The 26894-nt window shown below is 41.0% G+C and carries 27 protein-coding genes; 14 read left to right on the top strand and 13 right to left on the bottom strand.

Annotated features, from left to right (window positions below):
• Nucleotides 1-2: 2 nt before the first annotated feature.
• Entirely contained in the window at nucleotides 3-1109 is a 1107-nt protein-coding gene (gene pdxA, locus CSQ79_RS24175) for a 4-hydroxythreonine-4-phosphate dehydrogenase PdxA (protein WP_099703668.1), read from the bottom strand.
• A gap of 195 nt (nucleotides 1110-1304) precedes the next feature.
• Here pdxA and petM point away from each other — a divergent pair, with 195 nt between their 5' ends.
• The 6 genes from petM (at nucleotide 1305) to CSQ79_RS24145 (ending at nucleotide 5898) form a co-directional block, all read left to right on the top strand.
• Nucleotides 1305-1418, top strand: coding sequence for a cytochrome b6-f complex subunit PetM (gene petM / locus CSQ79_RS24170; RefSeq protein ID WP_099703667.1), 114 nt, complete (start codon nucleotides 1305-1307; stop codon nucleotides 1416-1418).
• A 172-nt stretch (nucleotides 1419-1590) separates the two neighbouring features.
• Entirely contained in the window at nucleotides 1591-2571 is a 981-nt protein-coding gene (locus tag CSQ79_RS24165) for an SDR family oxidoreductase (RefSeq protein ID WP_099703666.1), read from the top strand.
• Nucleotides 2572-2831: 260 nt separating this feature from the next.
• Nucleotides 2832-3752 carry an NAD(+) kinase gene (locus CSQ79_RS24160; protein ID WP_099703665.1) on the top strand — a complete coding sequence of 307 codons (921 nt, stop codon included), beginning with the start codon at nucleotides 2832-2834 and terminating at the stop codon, nucleotides 3750-3752.
• Nucleotides 3753-3861: 109 nt separating this feature from the next.
• Entirely contained in the window at nucleotides 3862-4557 is a 696-nt protein-coding gene (gene nblR / locus CSQ79_RS24155) for a response regulator transcription factor NblR (RefSeq protein WP_099703664.1), read from the top strand.
• 107 nt (nucleotides 4558-4664) lie between these two features.
• Nucleotides 4665-5171, top strand: a complete 507-nt coding sequence (locus CSQ79_RS24150) for a DUF192 domain-containing protein (protein ID WP_099703663.1) — start codon at nucleotides 4665-4667, stop codon at nucleotides 5169-5171.
• Nucleotides 5172-5700: 529 nt separating this feature from the next.
• Complete coding sequence (locus CSQ79_RS24145; RefSeq protein ID WP_099703718.1) at nucleotides 5701-5898, top strand: DUF2949 domain-containing protein; 198 nt, start codon at nucleotides 5701-5703, stop codon at nucleotides 5896-5898.
• Nucleotides 5899-6226: 328 nt separating this feature from the next.
• Here the strand turns inward: CSQ79_RS24145 and CSQ79_RS24140 are convergent, their stop codons facing one another.
• Nucleotides 6227-7381, bottom strand: coding sequence for a pyridoxal-phosphate-dependent aminotransferase family protein (locus CSQ79_RS24140; protein ID WP_099703662.1), 1155 nt, complete (start codon nucleotides 7379-7381; stop codon nucleotides 6227-6229).
• Between the two features lie 172 nt (nucleotides 7382-7553).
• Nucleotides 7554-8186, bottom strand: coding sequence for a hypothetical protein (locus CSQ79_RS24135; protein WP_099703661.1), 633 nt, complete (start codon nucleotides 8184-8186; stop codon nucleotides 7554-7556).
• A gap of 213 nt (nucleotides 8187-8399) precedes the next feature.
• Here CSQ79_RS24135 and CSQ79_RS24130 point away from each other — a divergent pair, with 213 nt between their 5' ends.
• The 3 genes from CSQ79_RS24130 (at nucleotide 8400) to CSQ79_RS24120 (ending at nucleotide 10553) form a co-directional block, all read left to right on the top strand.
• Entirely contained in the window at nucleotides 8400-8999 is a 600-nt protein-coding gene (locus CSQ79_RS24130; RefSeq protein ID WP_099703660.1) for a TetR/AcrR family transcriptional regulator, read from the top strand.
• 112 nt (nucleotides 9000-9111) lie between these two features.
• The gene (locus tag CSQ79_RS24125; RefSeq protein ID WP_099703659.1) at nucleotides 9112-10101 is read left to right on the top strand and encodes an NAD-dependent epimerase/dehydratase family protein; all 990 of its coding nucleotides are present in this window, start codon (nucleotides 9112-9114) and stop codon (nucleotides 10099-10101) included.
• Between the two features lie 17 nt (nucleotides 10102-10118).
• Nucleotides 10119-10553, top strand: coding sequence for an SRPBCC domain-containing protein (locus CSQ79_RS24120; RefSeq protein ID WP_099703658.1), 435 nt, complete (start codon nucleotides 10119-10121; stop codon nucleotides 10551-10553).
• A gap of 73 nt (nucleotides 10554-10626) precedes the next feature.
• Here CSQ79_RS24120 and CSQ79_RS24115 read toward each other — a convergent pair whose 3' ends face one another.
• The 3 genes from CSQ79_RS24115 to lpdA all read right to left on the bottom strand — a co-directional run bounded on the left by CSQ79_RS24115 (nucleotide 10627) and on the right by lpdA (nucleotide 13382).
• Nucleotides 10627-10851: a DUF5340 domain-containing protein gene (locus CSQ79_RS24115; protein WP_099703657.1), complete on the bottom strand. Its 225-nt coding sequence runs from the start codon at nucleotides 10849-10851 to the stop codon at nucleotides 10627-10629.
• Nucleotides 10852-10929: 78 nt separating this feature from the next.
• Entirely contained in the window at nucleotides 10930-11817 is an 888-nt protein-coding gene (gene trpC / locus CSQ79_RS24110; protein WP_099703717.1) for an indole-3-glycerol phosphate synthase TrpC, read from the bottom strand.
• A 137-nt stretch (nucleotides 11818-11954) separates the two neighbouring features.
• Complete coding sequence (gene lpdA / locus CSQ79_RS24105) at nucleotides 11955-13382, bottom strand: dihydrolipoyl dehydrogenase (RefSeq protein ID WP_099703656.1); 1428 nt, start codon at nucleotides 13380-13382, stop codon at nucleotides 11955-11957.
• Nucleotides 13383-13510: 128 nt separating this feature from the next.
• Between lpdA and CSQ79_RS28465 the strand changes: the two genes are divergently transcribed.
• Nucleotides 13511-13636, top strand: coding sequence for a hypothetical protein (locus CSQ79_RS28465; protein ID WP_289501512.1), 126 nt, complete (start codon nucleotides 13511-13513; stop codon nucleotides 13634-13636).
• 98 nt (nucleotides 13637-13734) lie between these two features.
• Here CSQ79_RS28465 and CSQ79_RS27175 read toward each other — a convergent pair whose 3' ends face one another.
• Together CSQ79_RS27175 and CSQ79_RS24100 are read right to left on the bottom strand one after the other, a co-directional pair.
• On the bottom strand, nucleotides 13735-13935 hold the full coding sequence (locus tag CSQ79_RS27175; protein ID WP_143755498.1) for a hypothetical protein: 201 nt from the start codon (nucleotides 13933-13935) through the stop codon (nucleotides 13735-13737).
• A gap of 262 nt (nucleotides 13936-14197) precedes the next feature.
• A complete protein-coding gene (locus tag CSQ79_RS24100) occupies nucleotides 14198-16936 on the bottom strand; it encodes an EAL domain-containing protein (protein WP_099703655.1) in 2739 nt (912 codons plus the stop codon).
• 345 nt (nucleotides 16937-17281) lie between these two features.
• Between CSQ79_RS24100 and CSQ79_RS24095 the strand changes: the two genes are divergently transcribed.
• Nucleotides 17282-17470, top strand: a complete 189-nt coding sequence (locus tag CSQ79_RS24095; protein ID WP_099703654.1) for a CsbD family protein — start codon at nucleotides 17282-17284, stop codon at nucleotides 17468-17470.
• Between the two features lie 55 nt (nucleotides 17471-17525).
• Here CSQ79_RS24095 and CSQ79_RS24090 read toward each other — a convergent pair whose 3' ends face one another.
• The gene (locus CSQ79_RS24090) at nucleotides 17526-18299 is read right to left on the bottom strand and encodes an MOSC domain-containing protein (protein ID WP_099703653.1); all 774 of its coding nucleotides are present in this window, start codon (nucleotides 18297-18299) and stop codon (nucleotides 17526-17528) included.
• Between the two features lie 132 nt (nucleotides 18300-18431).
• On the opposite strand from CSQ79_RS24090, the gene CSQ79_RS24085 reads away from it, so the two are divergent.
• From CSQ79_RS24085 to CSQ79_RS24075, 3 genes are all read left to right on the top strand, one after another.
• A complete protein-coding gene (locus CSQ79_RS24085) occupies nucleotides 18432-18812 on the top strand; it encodes a hypothetical protein (protein ID WP_099703652.1) in 381 nt (126 codons plus the stop codon).
• A 176-nt stretch (nucleotides 18813-18988) separates the two neighbouring features.
• A complete protein-coding gene (locus tag CSQ79_RS24080) occupies nucleotides 18989-19879 on the top strand; it encodes an alpha/beta fold hydrolase (RefSeq protein ID WP_099703651.1) in 891 nt (296 codons plus the stop codon).
• A gap of 9 nt (nucleotides 19880-19888) precedes the next feature.
• Nucleotides 19889-20320: a DUF29 family protein gene (locus tag CSQ79_RS24075; protein WP_099703650.1), complete on the top strand. Its 432-nt coding sequence runs from the start codon at nucleotides 19889-19891 to the stop codon at nucleotides 20318-20320.
• On the opposite strand, the gene CSQ79_RS24070 is transcribed toward CSQ79_RS24075, so the two are convergent.
• The 4 genes from CSQ79_RS24070 to CSQ79_RS24055 all read right to left on the bottom strand — a co-directional run bounded on the left by CSQ79_RS24070 (nucleotide 20315) and on the right by CSQ79_RS24055 (nucleotide 26753).
• Nucleotides 20315-23830, bottom strand: a complete 3516-nt coding sequence (locus CSQ79_RS24070) for a PAS domain S-box protein (protein WP_099703649.1) — start codon at nucleotides 23828-23830, stop codon at nucleotides 20315-20317. The two genes, CSQ79_RS24075 and CSQ79_RS24070, sit on opposite strands and share 6 nt — an antisense overlap.
• A 152-nt stretch (nucleotides 23831-23982) precedes the next feature.
• Nucleotides 23983-24318 (bottom strand): DUF4870 domain-containing protein, encoded by a 336-nt coding sequence (locus CSQ79_RS24065; RefSeq protein WP_099703648.1) that lies wholly within the window; start codon nucleotides 24316-24318, stop codon nucleotides 23983-23985.
• A gap of 40 nt (nucleotides 24319-24358) precedes the next feature.
• The gene (ccmS, locus tag CSQ79_RS24060) at nucleotides 24359-24784 is read right to left on the bottom strand and encodes a beta-carboxysome assembly chaperone CcmS (RefSeq protein WP_099703647.1); all 426 of its coding nucleotides are present in this window, start codon (nucleotides 24782-24784) and stop codon (nucleotides 24359-24361) included.
• A gap of 160 nt (nucleotides 24785-24944) precedes the next feature.
• Nucleotides 24945-26753: an ABC transporter ATP-binding protein gene (locus CSQ79_RS24055; RefSeq protein ID WP_099703646.1), complete on the bottom strand. Its 1809-nt coding sequence runs from the start codon at nucleotides 26751-26753 to the stop codon at nucleotides 24945-24947.
• Between the last annotated feature and the right edge of the window lie 141 nt (nucleotides 26754-26894).

Raw genomic sequence — 26894 nt, 5'->3', positions numbered from 1 at the left:
AATTAAGAATCCAAGGTTAGGGATTGGGGGTTAGATCCTCTGAGAACTCCTGACGATATTCTTTTACACACAAGTTCAACAGCGAGTTGTATTGCGGCTATCATGCTAGTAGCATCCGCAATGCCTTTACCAGCAATGTCAAACGCTGTGCCATGATCTGGTGAAGTTCGCACAAAAGGAAGACCAATTGAGGTGTTTACCGCACGATCAAAGGCAAGTTGTTTGACAGGAATTAAACCTTGGTCGTGATATAGCGCTAAATAGCCGTCTGCAGCTCTTTTCGAGTCAATTGTACCGTACCAAGCTTGACTTGGTTTCACCCACATTGTATCTGGTGGAATAGGACCATCTAACTGAACATGAGGGCGATCGCATCTTTCCTTCTCCAACCAGGGAATCAGCCAGTCTTGTTCTTCGCGTCCGAGTTGTCCTGATTCTCCACTGTGCGGATTTAGTCCGGCGATCGCAATTCTTGGTCTTTCTAACCCAAAATCTTGCTGTAAACATTCCACAAGCAAGTCTAATTTACTTGCAAGAAGTTCGGGTGTTAGTGCATATGCAACTTGACGTAAGGGAATGTGTGTGGTGGCTAATAATGTTCGTAGTGTCCAATTTGTATGAGGCGATCGCGCAACAAATAACATTCCATATCGAGTAACACCAGCAAGCTTAGCGAGTAACTCAGTTTGCCCAGGGTAATTATAGCCTGCGGCTTTCCAGGCAGACTTAGCAATAGGACCTGTAACAATAGCATCAAATTCGCCCATTTTCGTGCGGGCGATCGCGGCTTGCATGTACGCAAAACTCGCTGCACCGCTTGCTGCATCACCAATACCTATAGTAATTGTGTCTTTAATCTCAATGTCTAAAATTTTTAACTCTTCTGGATTGGCGAAGTTCTCACTACAGTGCTGAGATAACTTTTCGTAGGTTGTCATCAGTTGAGTTTTACTTCCGACTACTGTGACGTCATAGTTTTGAGCAAATTCTATTTGTCCTAAAGCCTTTAAAATAACCTCAGGTCCTACCCCTGCTGGATCGCCCAAAGTCAAAGCTAAACGCGGACGCTGTTTTTCTATACAAAGCGAATTTGGCTGTAACAAAGTCATATAAAAATTTTAGGAAAAAAGCTTCTGGATGTTTAACCACTAGTTAATGAATAAGCAGAGTTATATTACCGAACTGGTTTAAAATACTTTACACTAGGCTGAATTTTTCTCAGGGAGGCACTCAGCGATCGCTGAGTGTCAGCATCCTTATACTAGTTTACTGAACCTTGATTTAGCAAAGGGAGGATTGTCATCATGGGCGGCGAGATGTTTACAGCAGCTATTTTATGCCTCACATTAATCCCCATCGGGATTGCTATGGGCTTTCTCTTGCTTAAAATTCAGGGGGGCGAAGAAAGCGAGTTATGAGTGGTTAGTGGTTAGTGGCTAGTGGCTAGTGGTTAGTGTCAAGAGTGGCTAACAACTAGTAACTAGTTCTTCCCTAGCCTAAACATCCTCAATCTCCTGTGAAGTTTTGTTAATATAATGAACTCTGATAGGATTTTATTAATAAAAGTTTAAGATTCATTACTAATCCCTCATGACTATATTAGTTGTCGGTGCTACTGGCACCTTGGGAAGACAAGTAGTTCGCCGTGCTCTCGATGAGGGGTATAAGGTACGCTGTCTTGTAAGAAATCCTAAGAAAGCCACTTTTTTAAAAGAATGGGGCGCTGAACTTGTAGCTGGTAATCTGTGTTATCCAGAAACATTACCTCCGGCGCTCGAAGGTGTAACAGCGATCGTAGACGCAGCCACAGCTCGTCCTACAGATTCTCTTAGTATTAAACAAGTTGACTGGGAAGGCAAAGTAGCACTCATTCAAGCAGCAAAAGCAGCTGGTGTAGACCGCTATGTATTCTTCTCACTGCTAGACGCTGACAAACATCCTGATGTCCCACTGATGGAAATCAAGCGATGCACTGAGCTATTTTTAGCAGAAGCTGATTTAAATTACACCATTTTGCAACTTTGCGGCTTTATGCAAGGGTTGATCGGGCAATACGCAATTCCCATTCTTGAGGGACAAGCCGTGTGGATTACAGGTGAATCTTCTCCTGTTGCTTACATGGATACACAAGATATTGCCAAATTTGCAGTTCGTGCCTTATCAGTTCCAGAAACAGAAAAACAAATTTTTCCTGTAGTCGGTACTCGTGCTTGGAGTGCAGAAGAAATTATTAGTTTGTGTGAACGATTGTCTGACAAAGAAGCTCGCATTACGCGCATGCCAATCAACCTGTTGAGAACTATGCGCCGCGTTCTCCGCTTTTTTCAATGGGGTTGGAATGTTGCCGATCGCCTAGCTTTTACCGAAGTTTTGGCAAATGGTAAACCTTTGGACGCTCCAATGGATGAAGTTTATCAAGTTTTTGGATTAGACCCGACTGAAACCACAACCTTAGAAAGCTATATGCAAGAGTATTTCGGGAGAATTTTGAAGAAGTTACGGGAACTCGATTACGAAAAAACAAAAACAAAAAAGAAGCAAACTCCCAAAAAAACTCCGTTCAAGAGTTAGGAGTTAGAGAGGGGCGAGGAGCGTGGGGCGTGGGGCGAGTGAATAGTAGCTAGTGCGTGAATTTTGAATTGAAGTATTTTCTTAGCTCAACACTTCACTAGTTAACATTCATAACTCTCTTAAACTCAAAACTCAAAACGTGCTAACGCACCGCTACGCTAACAAAACTCAAAACTCTCTCCAAAAAACACTCGCCTGTTGAGCAAAAATGTGCAACGATCTAGCTAATAGTAAGCATTGCGGAAATCTGGACTTGTAGCGTGCCGAAAGCAGGCATTATTTACAATGACGTTAAGCCGATCGCCAGTCGTGTTGCTAACGAACTCAAAGACAAGCTGATGGCAGCGGGTTGGGAAGTTTGTGTCACAACTGGTATCGGAGGAATTTTGGGTTACTCGAACCCAGAAAGTCCGGTGTGTCATACACCGATCGATGGTCTCACACCACCTGGTTTTGATAGGGACATGAAGTTTGCCATAGTCTTAGGAGGCGATGGCACAGTCTTAGCGGCTTCCCGCCAAGCAGCACCTTGTGGCATTCCCTTATTGACGGTAAATACAGGACATATGGGATTTTTAACTGAAGCCTATGTCAATCAATTACCGTTAGTCATGGAACAAGTCATGGCAGGTAAATATGAGATTGAAGAACGAGCGATGTTAGCCGTTAAGGTTTTGCGTCGTGGAGATTCAGTTTTGTGGGAAGCTTTATGTTTGAATGAGATGGTTTTGCACCGCGAACCATTGACGTGTATGTGTCATTTTGAAATTGCTGTAGGACGTCACGCTCCAGTAGACATTGCAGCGGATGGCGTCATTGTTTCAACTCCGACAGGCTCAACTGCGTACTCATTGAGTGCAGGAGGACCTGTGGTCACGCCAGGAGTTCCTGTGTTACAGCTTGTCCCAATTTGTCCACATTCGCTAGCTTCGCGGGCGCTTGTCTTTGCCGACACTGAAATGGTCACAATTTCGAGTGCCAGTACAGATCGGTTAGTCATGGTGGTAGATGGTAACGCTGGATGCTACGTTTTCCCAGAAGATCAGGTGCATTTAGTGCGATCGCAATACTCAGCACGATTTATCAGGCTGCAATCACCAGAGTTCTTCCGCATTTTACGTGAAAAGCTGGGTTGGGGACTGCCTCATATTGCTAAACCGACTTCGGTAGAATTGCCCTAGGAGTAGGCAATCCTCATCAGGTTATGAATATAATTAAGTATTCATGCTTATCACTATGTGATAACCAAGTTATGAGTAAATGCAATCCTTCATTAGCGGATAGCGGCTTATGAGTATAGCAGAGGCTGAACGCAACCCTTGTGTTTTAGTTGTCGAAACTGACGAGACTTTAGCAGGACAAGTGAGCCTTGACTTACAAGAATCAGGCTATGAAGCAGTGATCGCGCCTGACGTTTACAGCGGTATGCAATACTCGCAGGAAATACAGCCTGCTTTGATTGTTGTTGATCGCATGCTTGCCGGAGAGTCGGGGCTAGAGTTATGCATTCATTTGCGTAAAGCTGGAGCGCGGGTACCAGTTTTAGTCTTAATGGCAAGAGATACAGTTGACGATCGCATAGCTTGTTTAGAAGCAGGAGCTGATGATTATTTTCTCAAGCCCTACCGTTCCGAAGAATTTCTCCAAAGAGTGCGTCTGTATTTACAACCCGAAACAGGAGTAGCTGAACAATTACGTTTTGGCGATCTCGTTTTGGATTTAGCAACGCGCCGAGCAATTCGCCACGGCAAAGCGCTTGATTTGACAATGAAGGAGTTTGAACTGCTCAAGTTCCTGATGGAACATCCGCGTGAGGTCTTAACCCGCGAACAAATTCTCGAAAATGTTTGGGGTTATGATTTCATGGGCGAATCAAATGTCATTGAAGTTTATATTCGTTATTTACGCCTCAAGATAGAAGACGAAAGTCAAAAACGCTTGATTCAAACTGTGCGGGGTGTAGGCTACGTTTTGCGAGAATCATAGAAAGTAGTGAGTTGCTAGTAAAATGTGAAAGGCTAGCTGTGTTAGGGAACTCTGAGCAGACAGAGCCACTCAAAAGCTATAAAAGTAAAGATTGGAGTCGATAAATAGTGAGTTGTGGTTCTGCTGTTATCGGAATTGTTTTAGGAACTTTCATGCTGGGATGTTCAACACCAACACCAGCTGTATCGCCAACAGTTACACCTGTGGCACAACAATCAGTGAATGCTGCTCAAAACCTGCCCATTGCTGCTGTAACGACAATCGCTGGGCGTAAAATTAGTCTGGAAGTAGCGCGGACACCAACAGAACAAGCAACAGGATTAATGCACCGTGATACAATAGCCGACGATCGCGGAATGCTATTTGTTTTTGAACCTGCCCGACCTGTAGGCTTTTGGATGAAAAATGTCCGGTTTCCGCTGGATATGATTTTCCTGGAAAATGGACAAGTTAAAGCGATCGCACCTGCTGTTCCTCCTTGTCAATCAGAACCATGTCCGACTTATGGTCCTGAAACACCCGTTAATCAAGTCATTGAACTGCGAGGGGGACGCGCTGCTGAACTAGGAATTCGCGTAGGCGATCGCCTAGATATTCAATTTTTAGACTCATAAAACCTACTTTAGGAATTTTCTTTAGCACATCGTTGGCAACAACGGGGAAAATTCCCTATAAAAGTTGTGGTGTTTTTATCTTGGTTAGGGTAACATTTGATAAATTTGATAGAAAAACAGAATTATTTGCGCGATCGCTTTTCTATAGTAAAAGGTTACAGCTTAAAAAAAATAAATTTGTATGACTCAAAGCTGGGATCAGTCTTTTGGAAGAGCAAAATTCAACCAATAACTCTTCCTTGTTGTAGGTGAATAATATTACTGCACTAGAGTAAAAATAGTTTTAATAAATTTTACTTTTTTGGCAACAAACTGATGTATATTGGCAAGTTGCGCTAAAATTCTAGTCCGCATAGTGTTGCACTCATAACAAGTGAAGGAAACTCGCAAAATTCAGTTTCACACTCAACTAGAGTCAGCAATCCAATAATGACTTTGGGACAGCGAAAAAACTGGCTAGCAAATACTAGTTCCTCATATGTCAAATAGCTCAAACTTAAATTTATTGACAATAGAAAGTGAAAAACCGATGTCACCCACAAACTACTCTAAATTTATTGACTTTCTCCAAAAGGATTTATCGATATCTGCTGCTTCTATTGATGTAGCTTTGCGCCATCGCGAACAAAACCCAGGTCCACTGCCGATGATTCTTTGGCAATATGGCTTAGTGACATTAGATCAACTCAATCAAATCTACGACTGGTTGGAAAGTGCAATAGTATAAGCCTACAGATAGATGACATGCCAAAAGTTAGCTCGTCTATGTCAAGACACATAAATTGTGTGTAGGCAATAGTCAAAGGAGATCAACAATGTATTGGCAACAAAAATGGAGCGGGTAATAACCCGCTCTTTTGATTTCATAACTTACACTATTAAGACTGCGTACGCGAATTGGTAAAAGCTGGATGAGTCATGAAGTGTTGAGTTCAAGAGAGTTATGAGTTCTCAGTTTTGAGTGTTGAGTTTAGGAAAATTTAATTCAAAACGTGCTAAGGCACCGCTACGCTAACGCGCATTCAAAACCAATCCCTCGCTCCTGGCTCCTAACTCTACGAATGAGCAAAAATCTTCGCAGCTGCTGCAACACCAGCCCCAGGAGTAAAGTTTTCATAACCAAGTTCGTGCAAAGCAACTTCTAGCGATGAAATAGCACTGAGAATATCGCGATCGCTCACAAAGCCCAAATGCCCAATCCGGAAGATTTTATTACTTAAGTGATCTTGCCCACCAGCTAAAGCAATATCAAAACGTTTTTTCATAATTGCTCGCACCTGATCTGCTTCAATTCCTTGAGGTGCGACTGCAGTAATTGCCGGACTGCCACAATCATCACTCACAAATAAAGGCAAGTTCAAGCCTTTTATACCAGCACGGGTTGCACTCATGAGCCTTTGATGACGCGCAAAGATGGCTTCTAATCCTTCTTGTTTCATCATCCGCAGTGTAGCGTGTAAAGCCACAATTAAATTAACTGGCGGTGTAAAAGGAGTTGTTTTTTTTGCAGTTGCTTTGCGATATTTACCTAAATCGAGGTAGTAGCGGGGTAACTTCGCCGTTTTATAAGCCTCCCATGCTTTAGGGCTAACAGCAACGATTCCTAGTCCTGGAGGAATCATATAACCTTTTTGCGAACCAGAACCAACAACATCTAAACCCCAAGCATCCATTGGTACATTAACTGCACCCAGGCTTGTCACTGCATCAACGATAATTAATGCTTCACCGTGGTTTTTAACGTGACGGTTAATTGTTTCTAAATCATTGAGTACGCCAGTTGATGTTTCGCTGTGGGTAACAACGACAGCTTTGATTTGTTTTTCTTTATCTGCTGCGAGTTTTTCTGCAAATGCTTGGGGATCGAGGGGTTGTCCCCACTCAGCAGTAATTCTTTCAACATTTAAGTTGTAAGCTTCACCAACTTCCGCCCAGCGTTCGCCAAACTTGCCGTTACAACCAACCAAAATGCGATCGCCTGGACTTAAAAAATTAATCATTCCAGCTTCTAGTGCACCTGTACCGCTGGTAGTCAGCATCATTACGTCGCTTTGGGTTTGGTGCAGCCACTTGAGGTTTTCTGTCACTTCCGCCAGCATATTGCTAAATTCACTGGTACGATGACCAATTGGGTGCTTGGCTAAAGCGAGTAGCGCTGCCTCTGGTACCGGTGTGGGACCAGGAATCATCAGCATCAGCTTGTCTTGCATTGTTGTCCTACTGTTGTGTGAAGAGTTAGGGGTTGATCTCAGATTGCACAAGTTGAAAAGCTTGTACAATTTTTAGGAAATTTTTTGATTATACCTGGAAAGTGCGATCGCTGATACATCTGTAGAGAGCAGAGGTGCAAGGGTGCTGAGGTGCGATTGTATGAGAATAAGGCTATTTTAGAAAAGGTGGTAAATCTACTTTAGATGAATGCTTTGCAGCTGCAGGTAACGTTGACACAACTTCTCGTGTTTGTTGTGTCATTAATTGCACTGTTGTTAGCAAATGAGTAAGTTCAAATAATCTTTCTGGGACAAGTCTTTCCAGCACTTCTTTAAGTTCGAGCGAAAGAGTCACACTTGCTAAGTATTGCTCTTTCCAATACTGAACAGCAGCTACATATTCACCAACTTGTTGCGATTGCTGGATAATTTGTTCTTGAAGTGCTACTGTTTGTTGCATGATTTGATGCGATCGCGCTTGTTGTAATTGCACTTGAGATTGCTGCTGTTGTACCAGTTGTTGTTGTAATTTGAGGATTGCTTGTTGTTGTACATTTGCTATCTCCTCGACGGCTGCTAGCTGCGCTTCTAGTAAATCCTGCGTTTTCAGCTTTCTTCTCAATTCTGCTAAGTACGTTAACGACTGTTCGAGGGCGCGTTCGAGTTGACTAATGCGCTCTAGTTGCTTTTGCTCAGTTTGATCGTCAGCATTACTTTGTCTAAATTTTGTCTTTTTTGTTGCGATCGCATGTAAGTTGCGATCGCGCTGATGTTCTAAATTGCTGGTAGTATTTTGCTGCAACACGGATTGTTCCTAGAATTGAGCATCTGTACAGGTAGCTGGACTTAACGGCTGCTAATCGATGCAGATTGAGCGAGGTGATTTGATTTTAGTCAATGTACTCGCTTTGAGAAATGTGCAGATTATACATTTGAGTAAAAAAATTAGTCTGACCTTGAGTACTCAGCACAAAGATAAAATGTGTTAGTTGTGGTGTGTTAGGTCTAACACTGATAAATGCAAGACGATCGCACTGTGCAAGAAACCCGTGCTCTAATTTTGACAACCGCAGAAGCTCATCTCCGACGCTATGGCTATGCACGGACAACAGTTAGTGAGATTGCGCGTGCTTGTGGAATGTCTCATGCGAATGTTTACCGTTTTTTTAAGGCTAAAGCCGATATTATTGATGCTGTGATTGAGCAATGGTTGCGTCAAACAGAAATTGCACTACAAGCGATCGCCACTCAGCAAATACCAGCTGTTGCCAAGCTTAAAGCTTATGTTTTGGAGTTGTATCGGATCAAACGCCAAGAATGTGCTACCGAACAAGAACTTTTTGAAACATTCACTACCATCCTTCAAGAGCATCGCACCGTTGTTGCACAACACATTCAAGCTATCCGCGCTATTCTCAAAGAGATTCTCCGTAGCGGAGTACAGACAGGAGAATTGCAGATTATTGATCTCGAACGCGCCACCAATGCAGTTTGGGATGCAACATTGAAATTTCACCATCCGCTGCTTGTCGTAGATACTATCGATGAACCTAGCGAAGAACAAGCTCAGACAATTCTTGACTTACTCATTGTTGCCTTGAAAATAGGTTGTATTTAGGTGCTTGTGACACATTTCAACTTTTGTCACTTGTCATAGCTATAGCATCATGTTATCGTTCATTTAATTAGTGACAGATTTCAATTTTTGTCATACGTTACAAGGAGCCACAATGAAAGTATTTGTGACTGGTGGTTCAGGGTTTGTCGGTCACTGTATGATTCAGATGTTGCGAGAACGTGGATATCAAGTTAAGGCGCTAGCTCGTTCAGAACAAGCAGCAAAACGGGTAAGTCATTTGGGCGCAGATGTGGTGCGTGGCGATCTACTCGATCAAGCAGTTATGACTGATGGAATGCGCGATTGCGAGATTGTCGTTCATGTTGCTGGCTTGCTGAGTACTTGGGGAAGCTATGCAACGTTTTATCAAGCTAATGTTGTCGGTACACAGCGGATAGCTGCTGCTAAAACTGCCAAAGTTGAGAAATTTGTCCAAGTAGGCGCAAGTGCAAGTGTGATGAACCATAAACCTCTTGGTCATGCAGATGAAGATTTTCCACTACAACAGCCTACTTTCTCTCCGTATATTGCCACCAAGAGCTTGGCAGAGCAACAAGTCACTGCTGCTAATCAACCAGGTTTTATGACAGCAGTTGTTCGCCCTGCTTGGATTTGGGGAACTGGAGATCGTGCTATCCCTCAATTGGCTCAAGCAGTACGGGCAGGTCAATTTATGTGGATTGATCGGGGCAATTATACATACACAACAACTCATGTAGCAAACGTATGTCATGGTGCAATTTTGGCAGCTGAGCGCAGTTCCGGCGGACAGGCATATTTTTTAGCAGATGACGATCTAGTGCAGTTTCGCGAGTGGGTCACAACACTGCTACAAATTGAAGGCGTAACACCAGGAAATCGCAGTATTCCTTATCGCTTAGCTTGGAAACTTGCTAGAATTGCGGAAACTTTTTGGCAAGTCACTCGCCGTCAGGATACGCCACCATTAACGCGAACAATGGTGCGGCTGATCGGTCAAGAATTAATATTGAGCGATCGCAAAGCACGTAGCGAACTAGGTTATACACCGATTGTCTCTCGTGTATCTGGGTTAGCAGAACTCGTGCGATCGCGCGATCAGATACTATCAACTTTTTCCTAGTTTTGAGGAGATTGATCGTGAAGCAGCTAACTACAAACATTGAGATTAATGCTTCTGCTAGCACTGTGTGGAATATCTTAACTGACTTTGATGAGTATCCCCAATGGAACCCGTTTATTCGTTCTGCGAGTGGTGAGGTGAAAAAAGGGGTGCGCCTAGAAGTGCAACTGCAACCACCAGGAGGAAACATAATCACGTTTCGACCTACAGTTTTGGTTGCTGAACCAGAACGAGAATTTCGTTGGTTAGGACAGTTATTTTTACCAGGAATCTTTAACGGAGAGCATTATTTTCAAATTGAGCCATTGGGAAGCGATCGCATTCGATTTATTCACGGTGAAATATTTTCTGGAATACTCGTTCCTTTTTTAGCAAAAAGTTTGGATACCAAAACTAAAATTGGTTTTGAAAAAATGAATCAAACACTCAAAGCACGCGCAGAAATTGGCTAGTTTGTTTTAATTAGTGATAAATTATACAACTGCTCACTTTATCATTGCCTGCTTTTTATGCTCACCAGGCATGCTACTGATGATTAAGTGACCACCGCGATTCAATCGTAATCTGTGACTGTTGACAACTTTCTTCTAGATGTTTTTGTTGCGCAGCGGCTTTACGCAGGGTAATAATTAGCTGATTCACCTGTTCGCGCAAAGTTGGATTTTGACTCACTGCGGACATGGTTTGTTGCTCTAATAACTGCAATAGAAGTTCATAGTGAATTGGGGAAGGAAGGGGAATTGTCTGCATAAAAATTAATTTTGGATTTTGAAGCGCTCTTTTTTATGTATACAGGTGTACTTTCATAGTCGAGAGCGCAACCGTTAATTACAAGGTGGTAAACAAAGCGGCGATTGCTGCTTGCGGATCGGGCTGTTTGACAAGGGATTCCCCAATTAGTACTGCTGCTGCACCTGCGGAGGATACTACTTTGAGGTCTGCTGGCGTATGCAGTCCTGACTCGCTGACAGCTAAGATATTGCGCGATCGCAATTCCTCTTTTCGTGCTTCTAGTAAAGTACAAGTTGTTTGTAAATCTACGGAAAAATCTGCAAGATTGCGATTATTTATACCAATTAATTGTACTCCATCAACAGCTAAAACGCGGTCTAGTTCTTCTAATGTATGAACTTCGACTAAGGCTATCATATGAAGCGCAGTTGCAATTTTGACAAAGTATTGTAAATCTTGATCGCTCAGAATTGCGGCAATTAACAGTACTGCATCTGCACCGCGAATCCGCGCCATGTACATTTGGTACGGATAGATAATAAAATCTTTGCACAAAAGTGGTAAATCTACGGCACTACGAATTAAGGCAAGATTGTTAAAACTGCCTTGAAAGAACTTTTCATCCGTTAATACCGAAAGACAACTTGCGCCTCCTTGAGTATAAGATTGCGCAATCGCGACAGGATCAAAATCTTCGCGAAAAACACCTTTACTTGGTGAAGCTTTTTTGACTTCAGCAATGAGTGCAGGTGTTGTCTTTCCTTGACGTAATGCACCAATAAAATCACGAGTTGGTGATGCTGCAAGTGCTTTGCGTTGAAGTTCGACTAAAGGAAGTTTTTCTCGTAGTTGCGCAACTTCAGTTTCTTTATGCCAGACAATCTTTTCTAAAATATTTTGTGGTTCAGCATTAGGAATAGCAACCTGATAGCGTAAGCTTCTTATATCAACCGATGTATTGGGCGATCGACGGCGAATTTGCATATTGGGTAATGGGTAACAGGTCATTGGTAATTGGTAATTGGTAATTGGTAACTGGTCATTGGGATAACTGGTCATTAGAACAATACTTAATTAAGAATCACCCATTACTTATTACCCATTACCGATTCGCATTTTACTCAAGCAATGGCGCGTTTGTAGGCTTCGTCCAGTACTTCAGATAGTGTGGGGTGGGCGTGGACGAGATGGGCTAAGGAGCGGACAGATTGACGGTTGGCGATCGCCGCAGAAGCTTCATGAATTAAGTCCGAAGCGTGCATTCCCATGATGTGGACTCCGAGAACTTCACCAGTGTCTTTGCGATAGACAACTTTGGCGATACCGTCGGCTTCACCTTCAGCCAAGGCTTTAGAATTACCTTTGAAATAAGTTCGTACTGCACCCACTTCAAATCCTTGTTCTTTACCCAGATCTTTTGCTGCAGTTTCTGTCATTCCTACATAGCTAATTTCAGGGTGCGTAAATGCGGCAGCAGGGATACTGCGATAATCAATTTCTTGGTGTCGCCCGCAAATATTTTCGACTGCTGTGATACCTTGGGCAGAAGCTGCATGAGCTAACATCATTTTGCCGTTAGCATCACCAATCGCCCATAAATGCGGTACAGGTTCACCCGCAGATAATACTGCCATGCGATCGTCTACAGGAATAAAGTTACGCCGATCGAGTTCGACACCAATAGATTCTAAGCCGAGGTTTTGCGTAACAGGGATGCGTCCGGTAGCAACTAAGCAAGCGTCTACTTCAATGACATCAACATCTTCTTTTGTTTTGAAGTTTGCTAGTTCAATTACTACAGGAGATCCAGGAATCACCCGCTTCGCGTAGATTCCTACATGGGTTTCAATATCGCGCGGTGTAATTAAGATGCGTTCAGCTAGTTTAGCAATATCGCGGTCAAATCCTGGCATGAGTTGGTCTAGGGCTTCAATCATCGTGATTTCACAACCTAGCGCAGAATAAACATCAGAAAACTCTAGCCCAATGTAGCCGCTACCAATAATTGCCACCCAGTCGGGAAGTGATTCTAGCTTGACACCTTGATCGCTTGTAAAGACCGTTTTGCCGTCTACTTCAATTCCTGGAGGAACAAAAGGGACAGAACCAGGAGAAAGGATAATATCTTTAGCTGTAACAATTTTTTCACCATTGTCAGTGGCGATCGTGACTTTCTGTTGTCCAGCTACTTTACCCCAGCCTCGAATGATATCAACGCCTAGACGTTTGAGGCTGTTTGTCAAGTCGCCTTGAATTTTGCTGACTAAGTTGTTTGCATGATTGGCGATCGCAGCACGGTCAAACTCAACATTTCCAACCTGAATTCCCAAGGCTTTCAGATGATGAGCATTGCGTAATTCTCGCACGCGACCGGCAGCAGCAAGTAGTGCTTTGGAAGGAATACAACCCCGATTGACACAAGTTCCACCCATATCTGCTGCTTCCACAATCGCGGTTTTCAATCCACAACTAACCGCGTGTAAAGCAGCACCATGTCCGCCAACTCCAGCGCCAATAATGACTAAATCGTAATCAAACTCCTGACTCACCGCAGGTCTCCTGTACTGGTGTGCGTTACTTTAACTTATTCTCAACTTGACCGAGCAATCTATGCAAGTCCTCATTACCCGAGGGAGTGCTTCTGAATAATTTTATAGTGAATGCAACCAGAGAGACTATGAAATCGAACGCATTGAATGTGGGTAGGCAAGATTATAGCACTCAGGGTTCAGGAGTAAAACCTAGTTGGGGCAGCATTTGTCGTTGCGTGCGGCGGAGGTTAGGGACGCGATCGCATTTATAAGATATGGAAAGCTAATTTCTGAACTGCAAGGTAAAATTTTCAGTCAAAATAGTAGCCTTTATTAAAAAGAAGGGGTTCAAGACCCCTCTTTTTTATCTTTACTTGTGTTCTGAGTATCTACTTTGCGAGTATCTTACTGCTGCTTCTGATGGCACGATTTTGTACCCTAACATATGATGGTCTCTGGCGACTTGTTCGGCTCTATCTCTGCTTTGATACATTAACGTATAATGCAGATGACCATGCCATTCTCCATAGACTCTGTTTTCATCATCTAATATCGAAAAGTGATTAGGCATCGTTACTTACTCCATTTGCAATAACGCCTATATTCTTTAAATTATCGTCTGCAAATGAACTGATGGCGGTAAATAATTATCAATGTATTTTGAAAATAATTGAAGATTGTATTCAATTAATCAATGAATTGTTAAGTAAGTTATACAATAATCTCAAAAAGTTTATTTTTAATTCTTAAGCTTAGCAAAATTCGCTGTGGAATAGTGACTAAAAGTATTGTCTTAGTGCATGCAGCTACATTTTAGTGGAGTAACCCTGACATTAGTCAGAGGAGATTTGTAAGCCATGTACGAGATCTAGTGGTTTTGGTTTAGCGACTCCGTAACCTTGGGCATAATCAACTGCAAGTACTCTCAACTTTGCTTGAATTGCTTCATTTTCAACAAACTCAGCAATCGTTTTGAGTTTCATCACAGTAGCAATACGGCTAATAGCTTCTACCATACTGTAAGCGATCGCATCTTCGACTATATCTTTAATCAAAGAGCCGTCGATTTTGAGATAATCTACTGGTAAGTTTTTCAAATATGCAAACGAAGACATCCCACTACCAAAATCATCTAAAGCAAAGTAGCAGCCAGTTTTTTTTAGTTTGCGAATGAATGACGCAGCTTTATTTAGATTTGCGATCGCTAGTGTTTCAGTAATTTCAAAGCAAATCCTTGATGGGAGAATTTGATAATATGTAAATTGTGTTTGAACAAAATCAATAAAACTTTCGTCGTTAATACTTGCTCCTGAAAGATTGACTGCATAAATTGTGCGATCGCTGTCAGCTTGTAACTGAGCCAAATAAGCAAACAGCGTAGAAATTACCCAGCGATCAATCAGATGCATTAAGTTATAGCGCTCAGCCGCTGGAATGAATGCCATTGGCAGTACAATTTGATCGTTCTCATCTTTTAGGCGCAATAAAATTTCACCGTGTTGTTGATTACTTGTATCTGTTAAGGAGGCAATCTCTTGATAGTATAAACAAAAGCGGTTGTCTTCTAGTGCTTTGGGAATTTGTGAAACCCATTGCATTTCACCTCGTTGCTGGGCTATTTCAAGATCGTTAGGTTGATAGATGTTGATTCGATTACGCCCTTTATTCTTAGCAGCATAACAAGCTGCGTCTGCAGCACTCAACACGCTAGCTAGATTGGGAGTATCTGCATTAATGGCAACGATTCCGATACTTGTAGTAACTGAAAAAATTCTTTCTTTCCATATAAAAGGAAATTCGCTAATTTGCTGTCGTAGTGCTTCCGCAATTCTTGTAGCTTGTTCTAAAGAACATTGATAAAAGATAATGCCAAATTCGTCACCTCCTAAACGCGCCAACACATCAGTTTTGCGTAATCTGTTTTGAAATAAAACACTGACTTGGCATAATAGGCGATCGCCAGCAAAATGACCGCAGGTATCATTAATAATTTTGAACTGATCTAAATCTAAGTAGCATAATGCATGCTGCGTACCTTCAGTTTTTGCACTTTCTAATACATGTGCCAAGCGTTGCTCAAATTCTCGGCGATTGACAAGTTCGGTTAAAGAATCGTGACTGGCTTGCCAAGACAAGCGTTTTTCGCTTTCTCGTAGTGCGTTCTCAACTTTCTTGCGTTCAGTGATATTTCGCACCACAATACAATAAGTATCTTTTTCATTGTATAAAATTTGAGTTGCACTTGCTTCAACATCAATTAAAGAAGTATCTTCACATAGATATTTGTATTCTCGCGTGAAGTTATAGTCTTTTGCTGAAATGTGCTCTAGATCAGCATTAATTAGGTCGCGATCGCCAACAACAATATCATAAAGTGTCAGTTGTAAAATTTCTGTATCAGAATAACCAAGTAAGTTTTGTAAGGCAATATTTGCCTCCAGCAAAACTTTAGTTTCCGCATCAATTAGAAATATTCCCTCAGAAGCTTGAGCAACAACAGCGCGATAACGTTCCTCTTGTTCTTGTCGCTCAAATCGTAAAAAGATTAGTCGTTCTAGTAACGGTAACGTCACCCCAGTAAAAACTAATCCAATTGATACTAATAAAAGCAAAAGATAAGATAGGCTAGTGATGCCTTGTTGGTAGATAATTCTGGGAGTTTCTACTTTTAAAAGTGCAACAGGTTTAGCTTCTACATCTGTTAAGAGAGCATAGCCTGCAACGACGCGATCGCAAATTGGACGCACAAAAATTCTATGATTTTTAAAAGATTCAGATAGTGCTGTTTGAAAATCTGGTGGTAATGTTTGATTAAGACTTCGTATTGTGATATTCAAGCGGCTTTTTGTCGCTAACGTTGCAACTTTTGTTTTGTCAAGATAGCGCCCAAAGACTAATGTTCCTCGAATTGGTTTTTCACCTCTACTATTGACAATAGGGCGCGAGGCTATGAGCATAGGACCTTGAGGTAAAGCAATGACTCCTATTAAACTACTGTTAGCTTTAGAGTGTTGTACTAAATTTTTATTGTTAATGATATAATGTTCTAATGATATAGGAATAGATGTTTTTTGATTTTTCTCTACATCGAACCCCACACTATAAATAATTTGATTTTTGTTATTTAGAAAGACTGCTGCATTAATTTGTAAATACTGCAGTGAATCTAAAGTTATATTAAGATTGATGTAATCTTGATTTCTATCTTGTACAAATCGATAAGTATCGTCCCATATTGCCCAATCTGCCAAGCGTAAACTAAACTCTTCTTGTGTTTGGGCAAAAGCATCTAAAAATCCCTCAACGTTTCGGTATGTTTCTTCGATTTCAACTTTTTCCAGACTGCTGAGCAACACAGTGGAAGCAGTAGTATATAAAATGGCTACTAGAGAAGTAATTGCACCACCAAATAACAGTCTTGTTTTCCACCGCAAGCCACAAGATTTACTTGTAGCCGAGGCAAACCAACTTTTTTTGATATTTTTTCGCGGCGTTTCTGTTTCATTGTGACGATTGTTCTGTTGAGGTGAGATCACCTTTGTTGTCTGAGAACGCCAGCGGCTTGAGGACATATTCTAACCTCAATCTTTCCATTCTATGAGTTCGCAAGATAAAGATTTGTTGTTTTTATTGTTCCCGTAGAATGACTGACGCAAGCTAATAATAAGTATTTGTTATAAAAAAAGCACAGTCGATAGTGTTTGCTATTTCTTATTGGTTAACGGTTAGTTGACTCAGCTTTTACGGAACACATCTATCTTACTTATATACGTATACGTAAAAATAGAAAAATCTGTATCAGATCATAGATATTTTTTACTGAAGTGTTAAAAATCTAACTAATGAGGGATGTAAAGTTTTAAAATTTACTTTAGTATATTTTTCTAATAAAATGAGGTAATGTCAAGGAGAAGCAAATGAGTATTGAAAATCGGGCAGAAGCAGTTGCTAAGAATGTAGAAGGAAAGCTTCAAGAAGCTGTGAGTGAAATTACAGGTAATACTAAAGATAAAGCAGAAGGTCAAGCAAAGCAAGAGGAAGCTGCAACTATCCACGCGATTGAAGATGCCAAAGATGCAATGAAGGATACAATTGACAAAGTATAAGTTCTACAAGAAAAAATGCCATCCAGCAAGCGTTTGTTTGCTGGTTTTGTTTTTTTTAATTAAGATTTAAAGGCTGCAAGCGATCGCCAACGGTTACTATACCGCTTGTAATGACTTTGGCAAGAACTCCTGTCTGCCTGTGATGAAAGTGTTGTTGTAATAGCGAAAGTAACGGTAAATCTTGCTCTCCTGTTTTAGGATTTACATCAATATTTAAACAGCGATTTATAGGGGCAGTAATTTCGATTTGTACAGAACCTAATTGAAACACTTGTCCTATCCAATCAAACTCTGCCCATGCTGGTATACCCTTAAAGACAATATTAGGACGAAAGCGTTGTATATCAACTGGCTGTCTAGCAATATCGCTTAATTGATCTAACGTTGCTTGATTAATTAGTGATACGTGTGCTGTGTGGCGATCGGGGTAACGAGTTTTTCCATCGTTTTCACCAACTAGCCGTAACGGCAATTTTAACTCGGTTGCAAGATAACCCGTAAAAAATACACTAATTAAGTTACGTTCCTCAGAATTTGTTTTGGCGATAAGTAACTCTTTACCTTTGTGTTTAATCGTTAATAATTCAGTTTTAAAATCGTAGTAACAATCCAAAGCTGCTAATCCAGGTAGATCGCATTGCATTGCAAAGTTGCGCTTTTGCATCCACGGGACAACATGAGAGTTGGATGATGCAGAAGTATCGTACATCAAAGCAAAAGCGCGATCGCCTAATACTCCATGTCCTGCTTGCAAGGTAACTTGAGTTTCGGCTTGCGGTGTTAGTCCTTTAACAGGATGAACGAATAACTGTGTAATAATACTTGACATTTCTTTTACAAATCTTTATGGTTAGCATCAATCTACGTTTTTGCCTAAATCTCTATCTCGCTACTCTTAACAGAGTACTGCTAAACCGTGTAAGCTTAATTTCGACTTCAAGAACTACAGTGGAGGGTCTAAATGAAGCGATCGTGGTTGCAAAGAATTAAACTACGGCAGATTGTTACTGTTTTTCTCGTAGCATTGGCTTTTATGGTGAGTACAGCCGTGCAAGTACAAGCTGAACCAGTTACACCAGAGGCTACTGCGTACCAAGTTGACCGAGTAGATAGTCAGGGACGTCCTAAAGCCGAAAAACTTAGAGAAGAAACTGAAAAAGCAGAAAGGCTTTTAGAAAAAGAAGGCTACAAACCAGCAACCAAAACAGCAGCCGAAAAAGCACAAGATACGAATAAAGGAGTTTTTGAAAATATCAAGGATAAACTTAACCTTGATGAGCCGATCGATCCTGGTACAAAACAAGCTGCTGAGCAAATTAAAGAAGCTGTCACCGGAGATTAATCAAGCTATTTGTGGTTAAATTGTAGGTTTTTATATATTTTATCTTGGTAGTAGTAAGCTGAATTAATTCAGAGCTACTACCTTATTTTTTAGTAGTGTTCGTGTAGAGTTGGTAAAGAGAAGTTTATCAGTAGTTATTTATTGCTGCTATGTTGTTAACGGGTGGCTAAATTGTTATGAAAATTAATTTAAATCAGCTAATTAATCAACTTACTGAATCAACATCAATTGAGCTAGCAAAAAATATTAAATTTCAGGCGATCGCCACTCCCTTAACTGCACAAGCAATTACTACAGCTTATGTTCATCAAGGTAACAGCGATCAACCAATTTTACTTTTGCATGGCTTTGATAGTTCTGTATTAGAATTTCGTCGTTTACTACCGTTATTAGCAGCTAAAAATAACACTTGGGCGGTCGATTTATTAGGTTTTGGCTTTACTGAACGCGCCAATCTTACTTTCAGTCCAAGTGCTATTAAAAATCATTTATATTGTTTCTGGAAAGCTTTAATTGATCGACCTGTTATCTTAGTTGGTGCATCAATGGGAGGTGCAGCAGCAATTGACTTTACACTAACTTATCCAGAGGTTGTGCAAAAATTAGTATTAATAGATAGTGCAGGGTTTAGTGCCGGTTCTGCAATGGGAAAACTCATGTTTCCACCATTGGATCGATTGGCGACAGAGTTTTTACGCAACCCGCGAGTACGCAATAGTATTAGTCGTGCTGCGTATAAAAATAAAAGCTTAGCTTCAGTTGATGCTCAATTATGTGCTGCATTGCATTTAAATGTGCCTGGATGGAATCAAGCTTTAATTGCTTTTACAAAAAGTGGTGGTTACACGTCTTTTAAAGACAAATTGACGCAAATTCAGCAACCAACGCTGATTTTGTGGGGAGAAGACGATCGCATTTTAGGCATCAAAGATGCTAATCAGTTTCAACAAGCGATCGCACATAGTAAACTTATTTGGATTAAAGACTGCGGTCATGTACCGCATCTTGAACAACCCCAGATTACTGCTGAACACATTCTAAACTTTATAACTGAGCAAAGGAATTGAAATAATGCTATGGAAGAATTATTTACACTCAAAGAATTGCTATTACAAGGTGATGTTAAAGGAGCATTAGCAATTGTTGAAGAACTTGAAGAAATGAGTCGCGATGACAAAATTAGTGCAATCAGTAGTTATGCAGTCATTCTTTTGCTTCATCTTATCAAACAACATGCCGAAAAGCGTTCTACGCGCTCGTGGGAAGTTTCAATTCGTAATTCAATTTGGATGATCGAGAAAAAGAATAAACGTCGCCAAGCAGGTGGTTATTACTTACCACCAGAAAATGTACGTATTGCTTTAGAAGAAGCTTATCCAGCAGCAATAGATTGCGCTGCTTTAGAAGTTGAAGAAGGACGTTATCAACCGGATGAATTAGCAAAAATAGTTAATCGAGAAGAGATTCTACAGCAAGCAATGACACTCATCTTAGCTCAAGATTTATGATTTGCTTAATAGATTGATAATAGTTGCTAACAACTTAGCAGGTTCAACGGGTTTTGCTAAATGTCGATTAAATCCAGCGGCGATCGCTGCTTGTTGATCGGTTTCGCCAGCATAAGCAGTTAAGGCGATCGCAAGTATTGATCCTCCTTGTTCAATTGGTAAGGTTCTAATTTGCCGCATTAGTGTGTAGCCATCTATGTTGGGCATTCCGATATCACTAATGAGAATCTGATAGGCTTGTGGTAACTGTTCTAAGACTTCACTTGCTGATGCAGCAGCAGTAACTTGCGCGCCATATTGTTCTAAAGTTACAACAAGTAATTCGCGCATATCCGCTTCGTCATCTACAATTAATGCTCGTATTCCCAATAGTGGGAGATCAGAGTCATTGTCATGCGTGTTATTACTTAAGCTTGCATTTCCTATATCTGTTTCTGGTAGCGGTAGCGTGACGCTAAATGTTGCGCCTTTACCTTCGCCTTGACTATCAGCTTTGACTGAACCACCATGCAGTTCAGCTAAATGACGTACAATAGCAAGTCCTAACCCTAGTCCACCAAATTTTCGCGTAATGCTGCTATCAGCTTGACGGAAATAATCAAATACATGGGCGAGAAATTCAGGTGCAATTCCTTTACCAGTATCGCTGATTTGAATTTGCACACATCTTTGTGAGTTTTGAGTTGTAGAATTCCCCAATTCATAATTCAAACCTGAGAACACATAATCCAGCTTGACTTCAACGCGCCCACCATTGGGGGTGAACTTGACTGCATTCGTGAGGAGATTCCAAATAATTTGCTGCAACCGCGCTGCATCTCCAGTCATCTGGAACTCTCGATCGCGTGCCGATGCAATGATGAAGTGTAAGTTAATCGCTTTCGCTTCTGCCGCGAGTCGTACAGTTTCGAGTGCGGCTTCTACAATTGTGACTAAGTTAACTTGCGTGATGTTTAAGCTCAGCTTACCGCGTAAGATTCGCGAGATATCTAGTAAGTCTTCAATCAGGCGTGTTTGTAATTGTGCATTGCGCTCGATTGTTTGTAAAGCTTTGCGCGTTGTCTCTTCATCAAATTTTCGACTGAGAAGAAGTTTTGCCCAACCTAAAATTGGATTGAGTGGCGATCGCAACTCGTGTGATAGTACTGCTAGAAACTCATCTTTAATTCGGTTCGCTGCTTCAGCTTGCGATCTTGCGGTTCGTTCGCGTTCTACGGCGCGATCGCGTTCTTCTAAGGCAATTTTTTGATCGTGAATATCAGTACACGAACCAAACCAGCGCATAATGTGTCCATTGCAATCGCGTAAAGGAAATGCTCTTCCTAAAAACCAACGGTATTCCCCATCATAGCGGCGAAAGCGATATTCAATTTCATAATTCTTCCCTGTACGCAGCGACTCACTCCAGACTTCCCAACTGCGTTGTTGATCCTCAGGATGCAACACGTGATTCCAGCCAGTCCCTTTGGTTTCCTCTAACGTCAATCCGGTATAATCGTACCAGCGTTGATTGTAGTATTCGTGGTAGCCATCGGGTAGCGTTGTCCAAAACAACTGTGGCATTGTATCTGCCAACATCCGGTAATTCAGTTCGCTTTCACGTAACGCAACTTCTGTATGTTTGCGATCGCTAATATCAAGATTGACACCAATCATCCGTATTGGCTGCCCAGAATCATAGAAAAAGCGACTTTTAGCAGCAATCCAGCGCATTTCCCCAGTTTGAGCGTGAAAAATCCGAAAATCTCCTTGCCACTCTTCACTGCGAGTCTGCATTTTCTCTTGCAAACTTTGCTCAATTTGCGCTAAGTCCTCTGGGTGAACTTGTTGTCGCCAGTGTTCGTAAGTACCGCCAAAGCTACCAGGAGTTAACCCATACAGAATTTCTAGCTGTTGCGTCCAAACAATATCTCCTGTCGTCATGTCCCAAACAAAAGCACCAATATGTCCTGCTTGTTGGGAAAGTTGCAACCAATCTTGACTTTTCGCTAAGGATTCTTCAGCTTGACGACGTTCGGTGACATCACGACTGACAACGAGTACTGATTCAGCTGAACCGTCAGATGCAAATTCTGGAATAAATATTGAGTAGAAATGCCACGTTTTAGATGCATAGGAGAAGTTAAACTCTAAGGTTTGTTGATGACCTGTTGTCAAAACTTCTCTAATCAGATTCTCCCAAGTCTTAGTGTATGTTTCTGGCATCCCTATTTCTGCATTTGTTTTACCAATAAATTGGTTTGTTGAAATCCCGACAATTCGTTCAGCAGCAGGACTAATATAAAGATAGCGAAAGTCCTTACTGTAACGGCAAATCACATCGGGAGTATTTGATAAAATTGTTGTTAGCTGTCGTTCTCGTTCTTTGAGTTCAGCAGCTTGTTGCTTGGGCTGTGTAATTTCTTGAACAACAATATTGATACCAAGAATATAGTTATCGCGATCGCGTAGTGGGTAGTAACTCACTAACCAATCACGCTCAATTCCTGGTTGCGCTGGAGTAGTACCATGTAATTCCACATCTAAAATAGGTACTCCAGTTTGAATCACTTGTGCAAACAATTGTGCTTGCAATTCGCCTAGTTCAGGTAAGAGTTCCTCAATAGATTTACCGATGTGTTCTGCTGCTGGGATACCATTAATTTCGGCTAAGCGATCGTTGACGCGCACATAACGCAAGTCAGTATCTAAGAAACATAATCCAATTGGTGCGGAGGTATAAATTGCTTCAATTTCTCCGATTTGTCGTCGTACCGTTTCCTCATTTTGCTTGCGTTCATCAATATTTTGGAGGATCGCCATCCCTGCAACAATTTCCTGCTGTTCGTTACACACAGGTACAGTATGTACGGCGTAAGCATGACCGCAACAAATCATTTCAGTCACAATTTCTTGTCCTGTGAGTGTTGCGCGATACAATGACTCAACTTCTGCACAACATTCTGGTGGTAATGCTTCCCAAATGGTTTTTCCTGTCAATGTAGCTTGAGTAAAGCCCATGCTGGCTATTTCTTGACCCTCGCATAGCTCGTAACGCAAATCATGGTTAAATAAGAAGACAGCAGCTTTGGGAAGATTGCGTGCTAAGGTGCGATAGAGTGCCGTATCTATAGTGGAATTATTTGCACCTTCGCGGGCGATTGCGTAAATCAATCCTGTCTTTACTTCAAAACGGACATTCCACTCTAAGAGTTTATACGAACCATCATCACAGCGGTAGCGATTCTCACAAGATGCTGTGCCATCACTTATTTGACTTTGAGCGATCGCTGCAAGTGTCTTATCTTGATCTTCAGGATGAACCAAGTCTATAAACTTCTGCTGCTGTAATTGGGCAGCTAAATATCCTAATGTCTTACCAAAAGCTGAATTTACCTTCTTCAACGTACCATCCCAGCTAATGACACACAGTAAATCTGTAGAAAGTTCAAAGAAAATGGCTGTATCTACAGCTACAGAACTATCCTGTTGAATTTCTTGATTTTGCTGTGTTGATTGGACAGGCTGCATTCTGCCAAATTGTCCTTTTGATTAAAACGGTACATAGTATAGCGATCTTAAATCATTATCTCTTTTTTAGGTATTTTATAGTTTGTTCCTAAAAACTTCACAATTTAAATCAGTTAGCGATACATTGTTCTATTAGCTTCACTTATATACCGCTATAAAAAATGCCAAATTAAAGGATAATGATACGGCTTATGTATGTTTTTCACGGCATAAATAGTAGCAATAAGTGGCATGATAAAGCTGATAATAGCAAGTAGGTAAAGTAGAAAAATACCAAGACCTTCTACCAAAATAAGTAGCGAACTAATAACAGCACAAATAATGACATTAATTGCAAAAATTGCTTCTTTGGCATTACTACGTACAATTGCATCATCCGTAACCAACAAGATAATAATTGGTACGAGAACTGGAAATACAACAATATTAAGAATTAAAGAACCGTGGCTTAATCCAGACAGGAGTTTTCTTTTATCTGTGTCATTCATGATAGCTATTGAGGATTTTCATATTTAAGCTACTCATTTTTTAGGATATTTGTTCAGATAAATGCTGTTCTAATTGTTCTAATAAAGTATTAACATCAGTTGCTAATTGTGCATAACAAATAGGTGGTGTAGGGTCAGGTTCATAATGAACTATTTTGATTTGTTCGCTACCAATACCAATAATTAAAACCTCTTTTTCGGGTTGATGGTTATCAACAATACCTAAAATCTCTTGAATTTGATTTTCCACATTATCATTGAAAGCTTCGATTGCCGATTTTGGACAATACACAAAATGCGGTTGAGGCTTCAAATTAATTCCTAAAGTTCCTTGACGATCGCCATTTTCTAGCCATAATCCCCAAGACAAGGCGGCGAGTTCTTGCTGATTTACTTTGGCAAATTGATCTAACTGACGTTGCCAAGTATTTTCTTGAGAATGAGGTTGAGGGCTACCAAAAAACATAAGCAATGCAAAATTTAAAGACTGGTAATAAGAGCAAATCTGGTTAGTTACTGATGATACTAGTGACTAGTGATTAGCAACTACTAATGATACTAGTGACTAGTGACTAGTGGCTAGTGACTAGCAACTACTGATGATACTAGTGACTAGTGACTAGCAACTAATCACTAGCAACGTTTAAACCTGATTGTACCCGCCAAAGACTCGTATAGATTCCTTGTTGGGCGATAAGTTGTTCGTGGGTTCCTTTCTCGACTAGTTTGCCGTATTCCATAACATAGATACAATCGGCATTACGCACAGTAGATAGCCGATGCGCGATCGCAATCGTTGTACGATTTAGTGTAATTTTCTCTAGCGATCGCTGAATTGCAGCTTCAGTTTCATTATCTACCGCAGAAGTGGCTTCATCTAAAATCAAAATCGGAGGATTTTTTAATACCGCACGGGCGATCGCAATTCTTTGTCTTTGTCCCCCAGATAACTTTTGCCCGCGTTCGCCAACTATCGTATCGTAGTCTTGGGGAAGTTGCATAATAAACTCGTGCGCTTCGGCAATAGTAGCAGCATGGATAATGTCTGCTGGTGTTGCCTCAAAACTTCCGTAGGCGATATTTTCTGCAACTGTTCCGTGAAACAAAAAGACATCTTGGCTAACTAAACCAATCGCGCGACGCAAATCGTTAAATCTTAAATTGCGTAACTCAATGCCATCAAGTATAATGCTACCTGATTGCACTTCATACAACCGCAACAACAGTTTTACTAAAGTACTCTTACCCGAACCTGTAGAACCGACAATCGCGATTGTTTTTCCTGCAGGAACATACAACGATAAATTTTCAATGACAGGATCGCGCCCATTGTAAGCAAAAGTGACATTGTGCAATTCAATTTCGCCGCGTACCTTCTCCACAGGAAGCGCCACGTTTCCAGTATGAATAGCAACTGGAGTATCAAGTAAATTCATCACGCGACTGGTTGAAGCCATAGCGCGTTGATACTGATCGAACGTTTCGCCTAATCGAGTTAAAGGCCATAATAACCGCTGAATTAGGAACACCAACACGCTGTAAGTTCCTACAGTAATTCTACCTTCCACTGCTGCTAAACCACCATAGAGTAATAACGCGGTAAAGCCAGCAAGAATAATCATCCGAATGAGTGGAACAAACGCCGCAGAAAGTGCGATCGCCTTCCGATTACTTTGACGATAAGCTGCACTTTCCTCACGCACCCGTTGGGCTTCGTAGTCTTCTGCTACAAAACTTTTAATTGTCAACATTCCTGACAAATTATTTGCCAAACGCGAATTCAGAAAACCCACCTTTTCACGCACATCAGCATAACGTGGTGCTAACAATCGTTGAAACGCCACCGAACCCCAAAGAATAAATGGCATCGGAAGCATTGCCATCCAAGCCACACTCGGAGCCATAATAAAAAAAGCACCTGCAATCACAACAACCGTCGTTGTTACTTGAATTAAGTCATTTGCACCAATATCTAAAAATCGTTCTAACTGGTTGATATCATCACTTAAGATTGACATCAAACCACCTGTACTGCGTTCTTCAAAATAAGCTAATTCTAATTCTTGTAAATGTTGATAAGCATCTAAACGTAAATCATGTTGAATTGTTTGAGCTAAATTCCGCCATTGTCGGGAGTGAGCGTATTCAAAAATTGACTCGAAGATCCAAACAATAACAGTTAAAATAGAAAGAATAACAAACTGTGTATAAATATCTTGTACGCCCCAACGCGCAATAACTGAATCTTGTTGGTTTACAACGACATCAACTGCAACACCAATTAAAGCAGGCGGTGCTAAATCAAATACTTTATTCAACACTGAATACAGCGATGCCAACCAAATTTGACCGCGATATTGACGACTATACTGAAGTAAGCGGTTGAGAGGGTATTGTTTACGACGATATTTATTTTTGTACTTTCGCGTTGACACTCAATTCACCTTATTATTCATACCTAACACAGTCGTTGTAAGCATCAAGCTTTCTCCAAAATTCGTTTTGAAATAACACTTTCTCTCAAAATGCAATTTTAAGTTAATTTATTTTTTATTATAAATTCAGTAAATTGAGCA

The sequence above is a fragment of the Gloeocapsopsis sp. IPPAS B-1203 genome, from assembly GCF_002749975.1.
Classification (GTDB): domain Bacteria; phylum Cyanobacteriota; class Cyanobacteriia; order Cyanobacteriales; family Chroococcidiopsidaceae; genus Gloeocapsopsis.
Note: the sequence above shows the minus strand (reverse complement) of the source record. Positions and strands in the feature narration are given on the sequence as shown.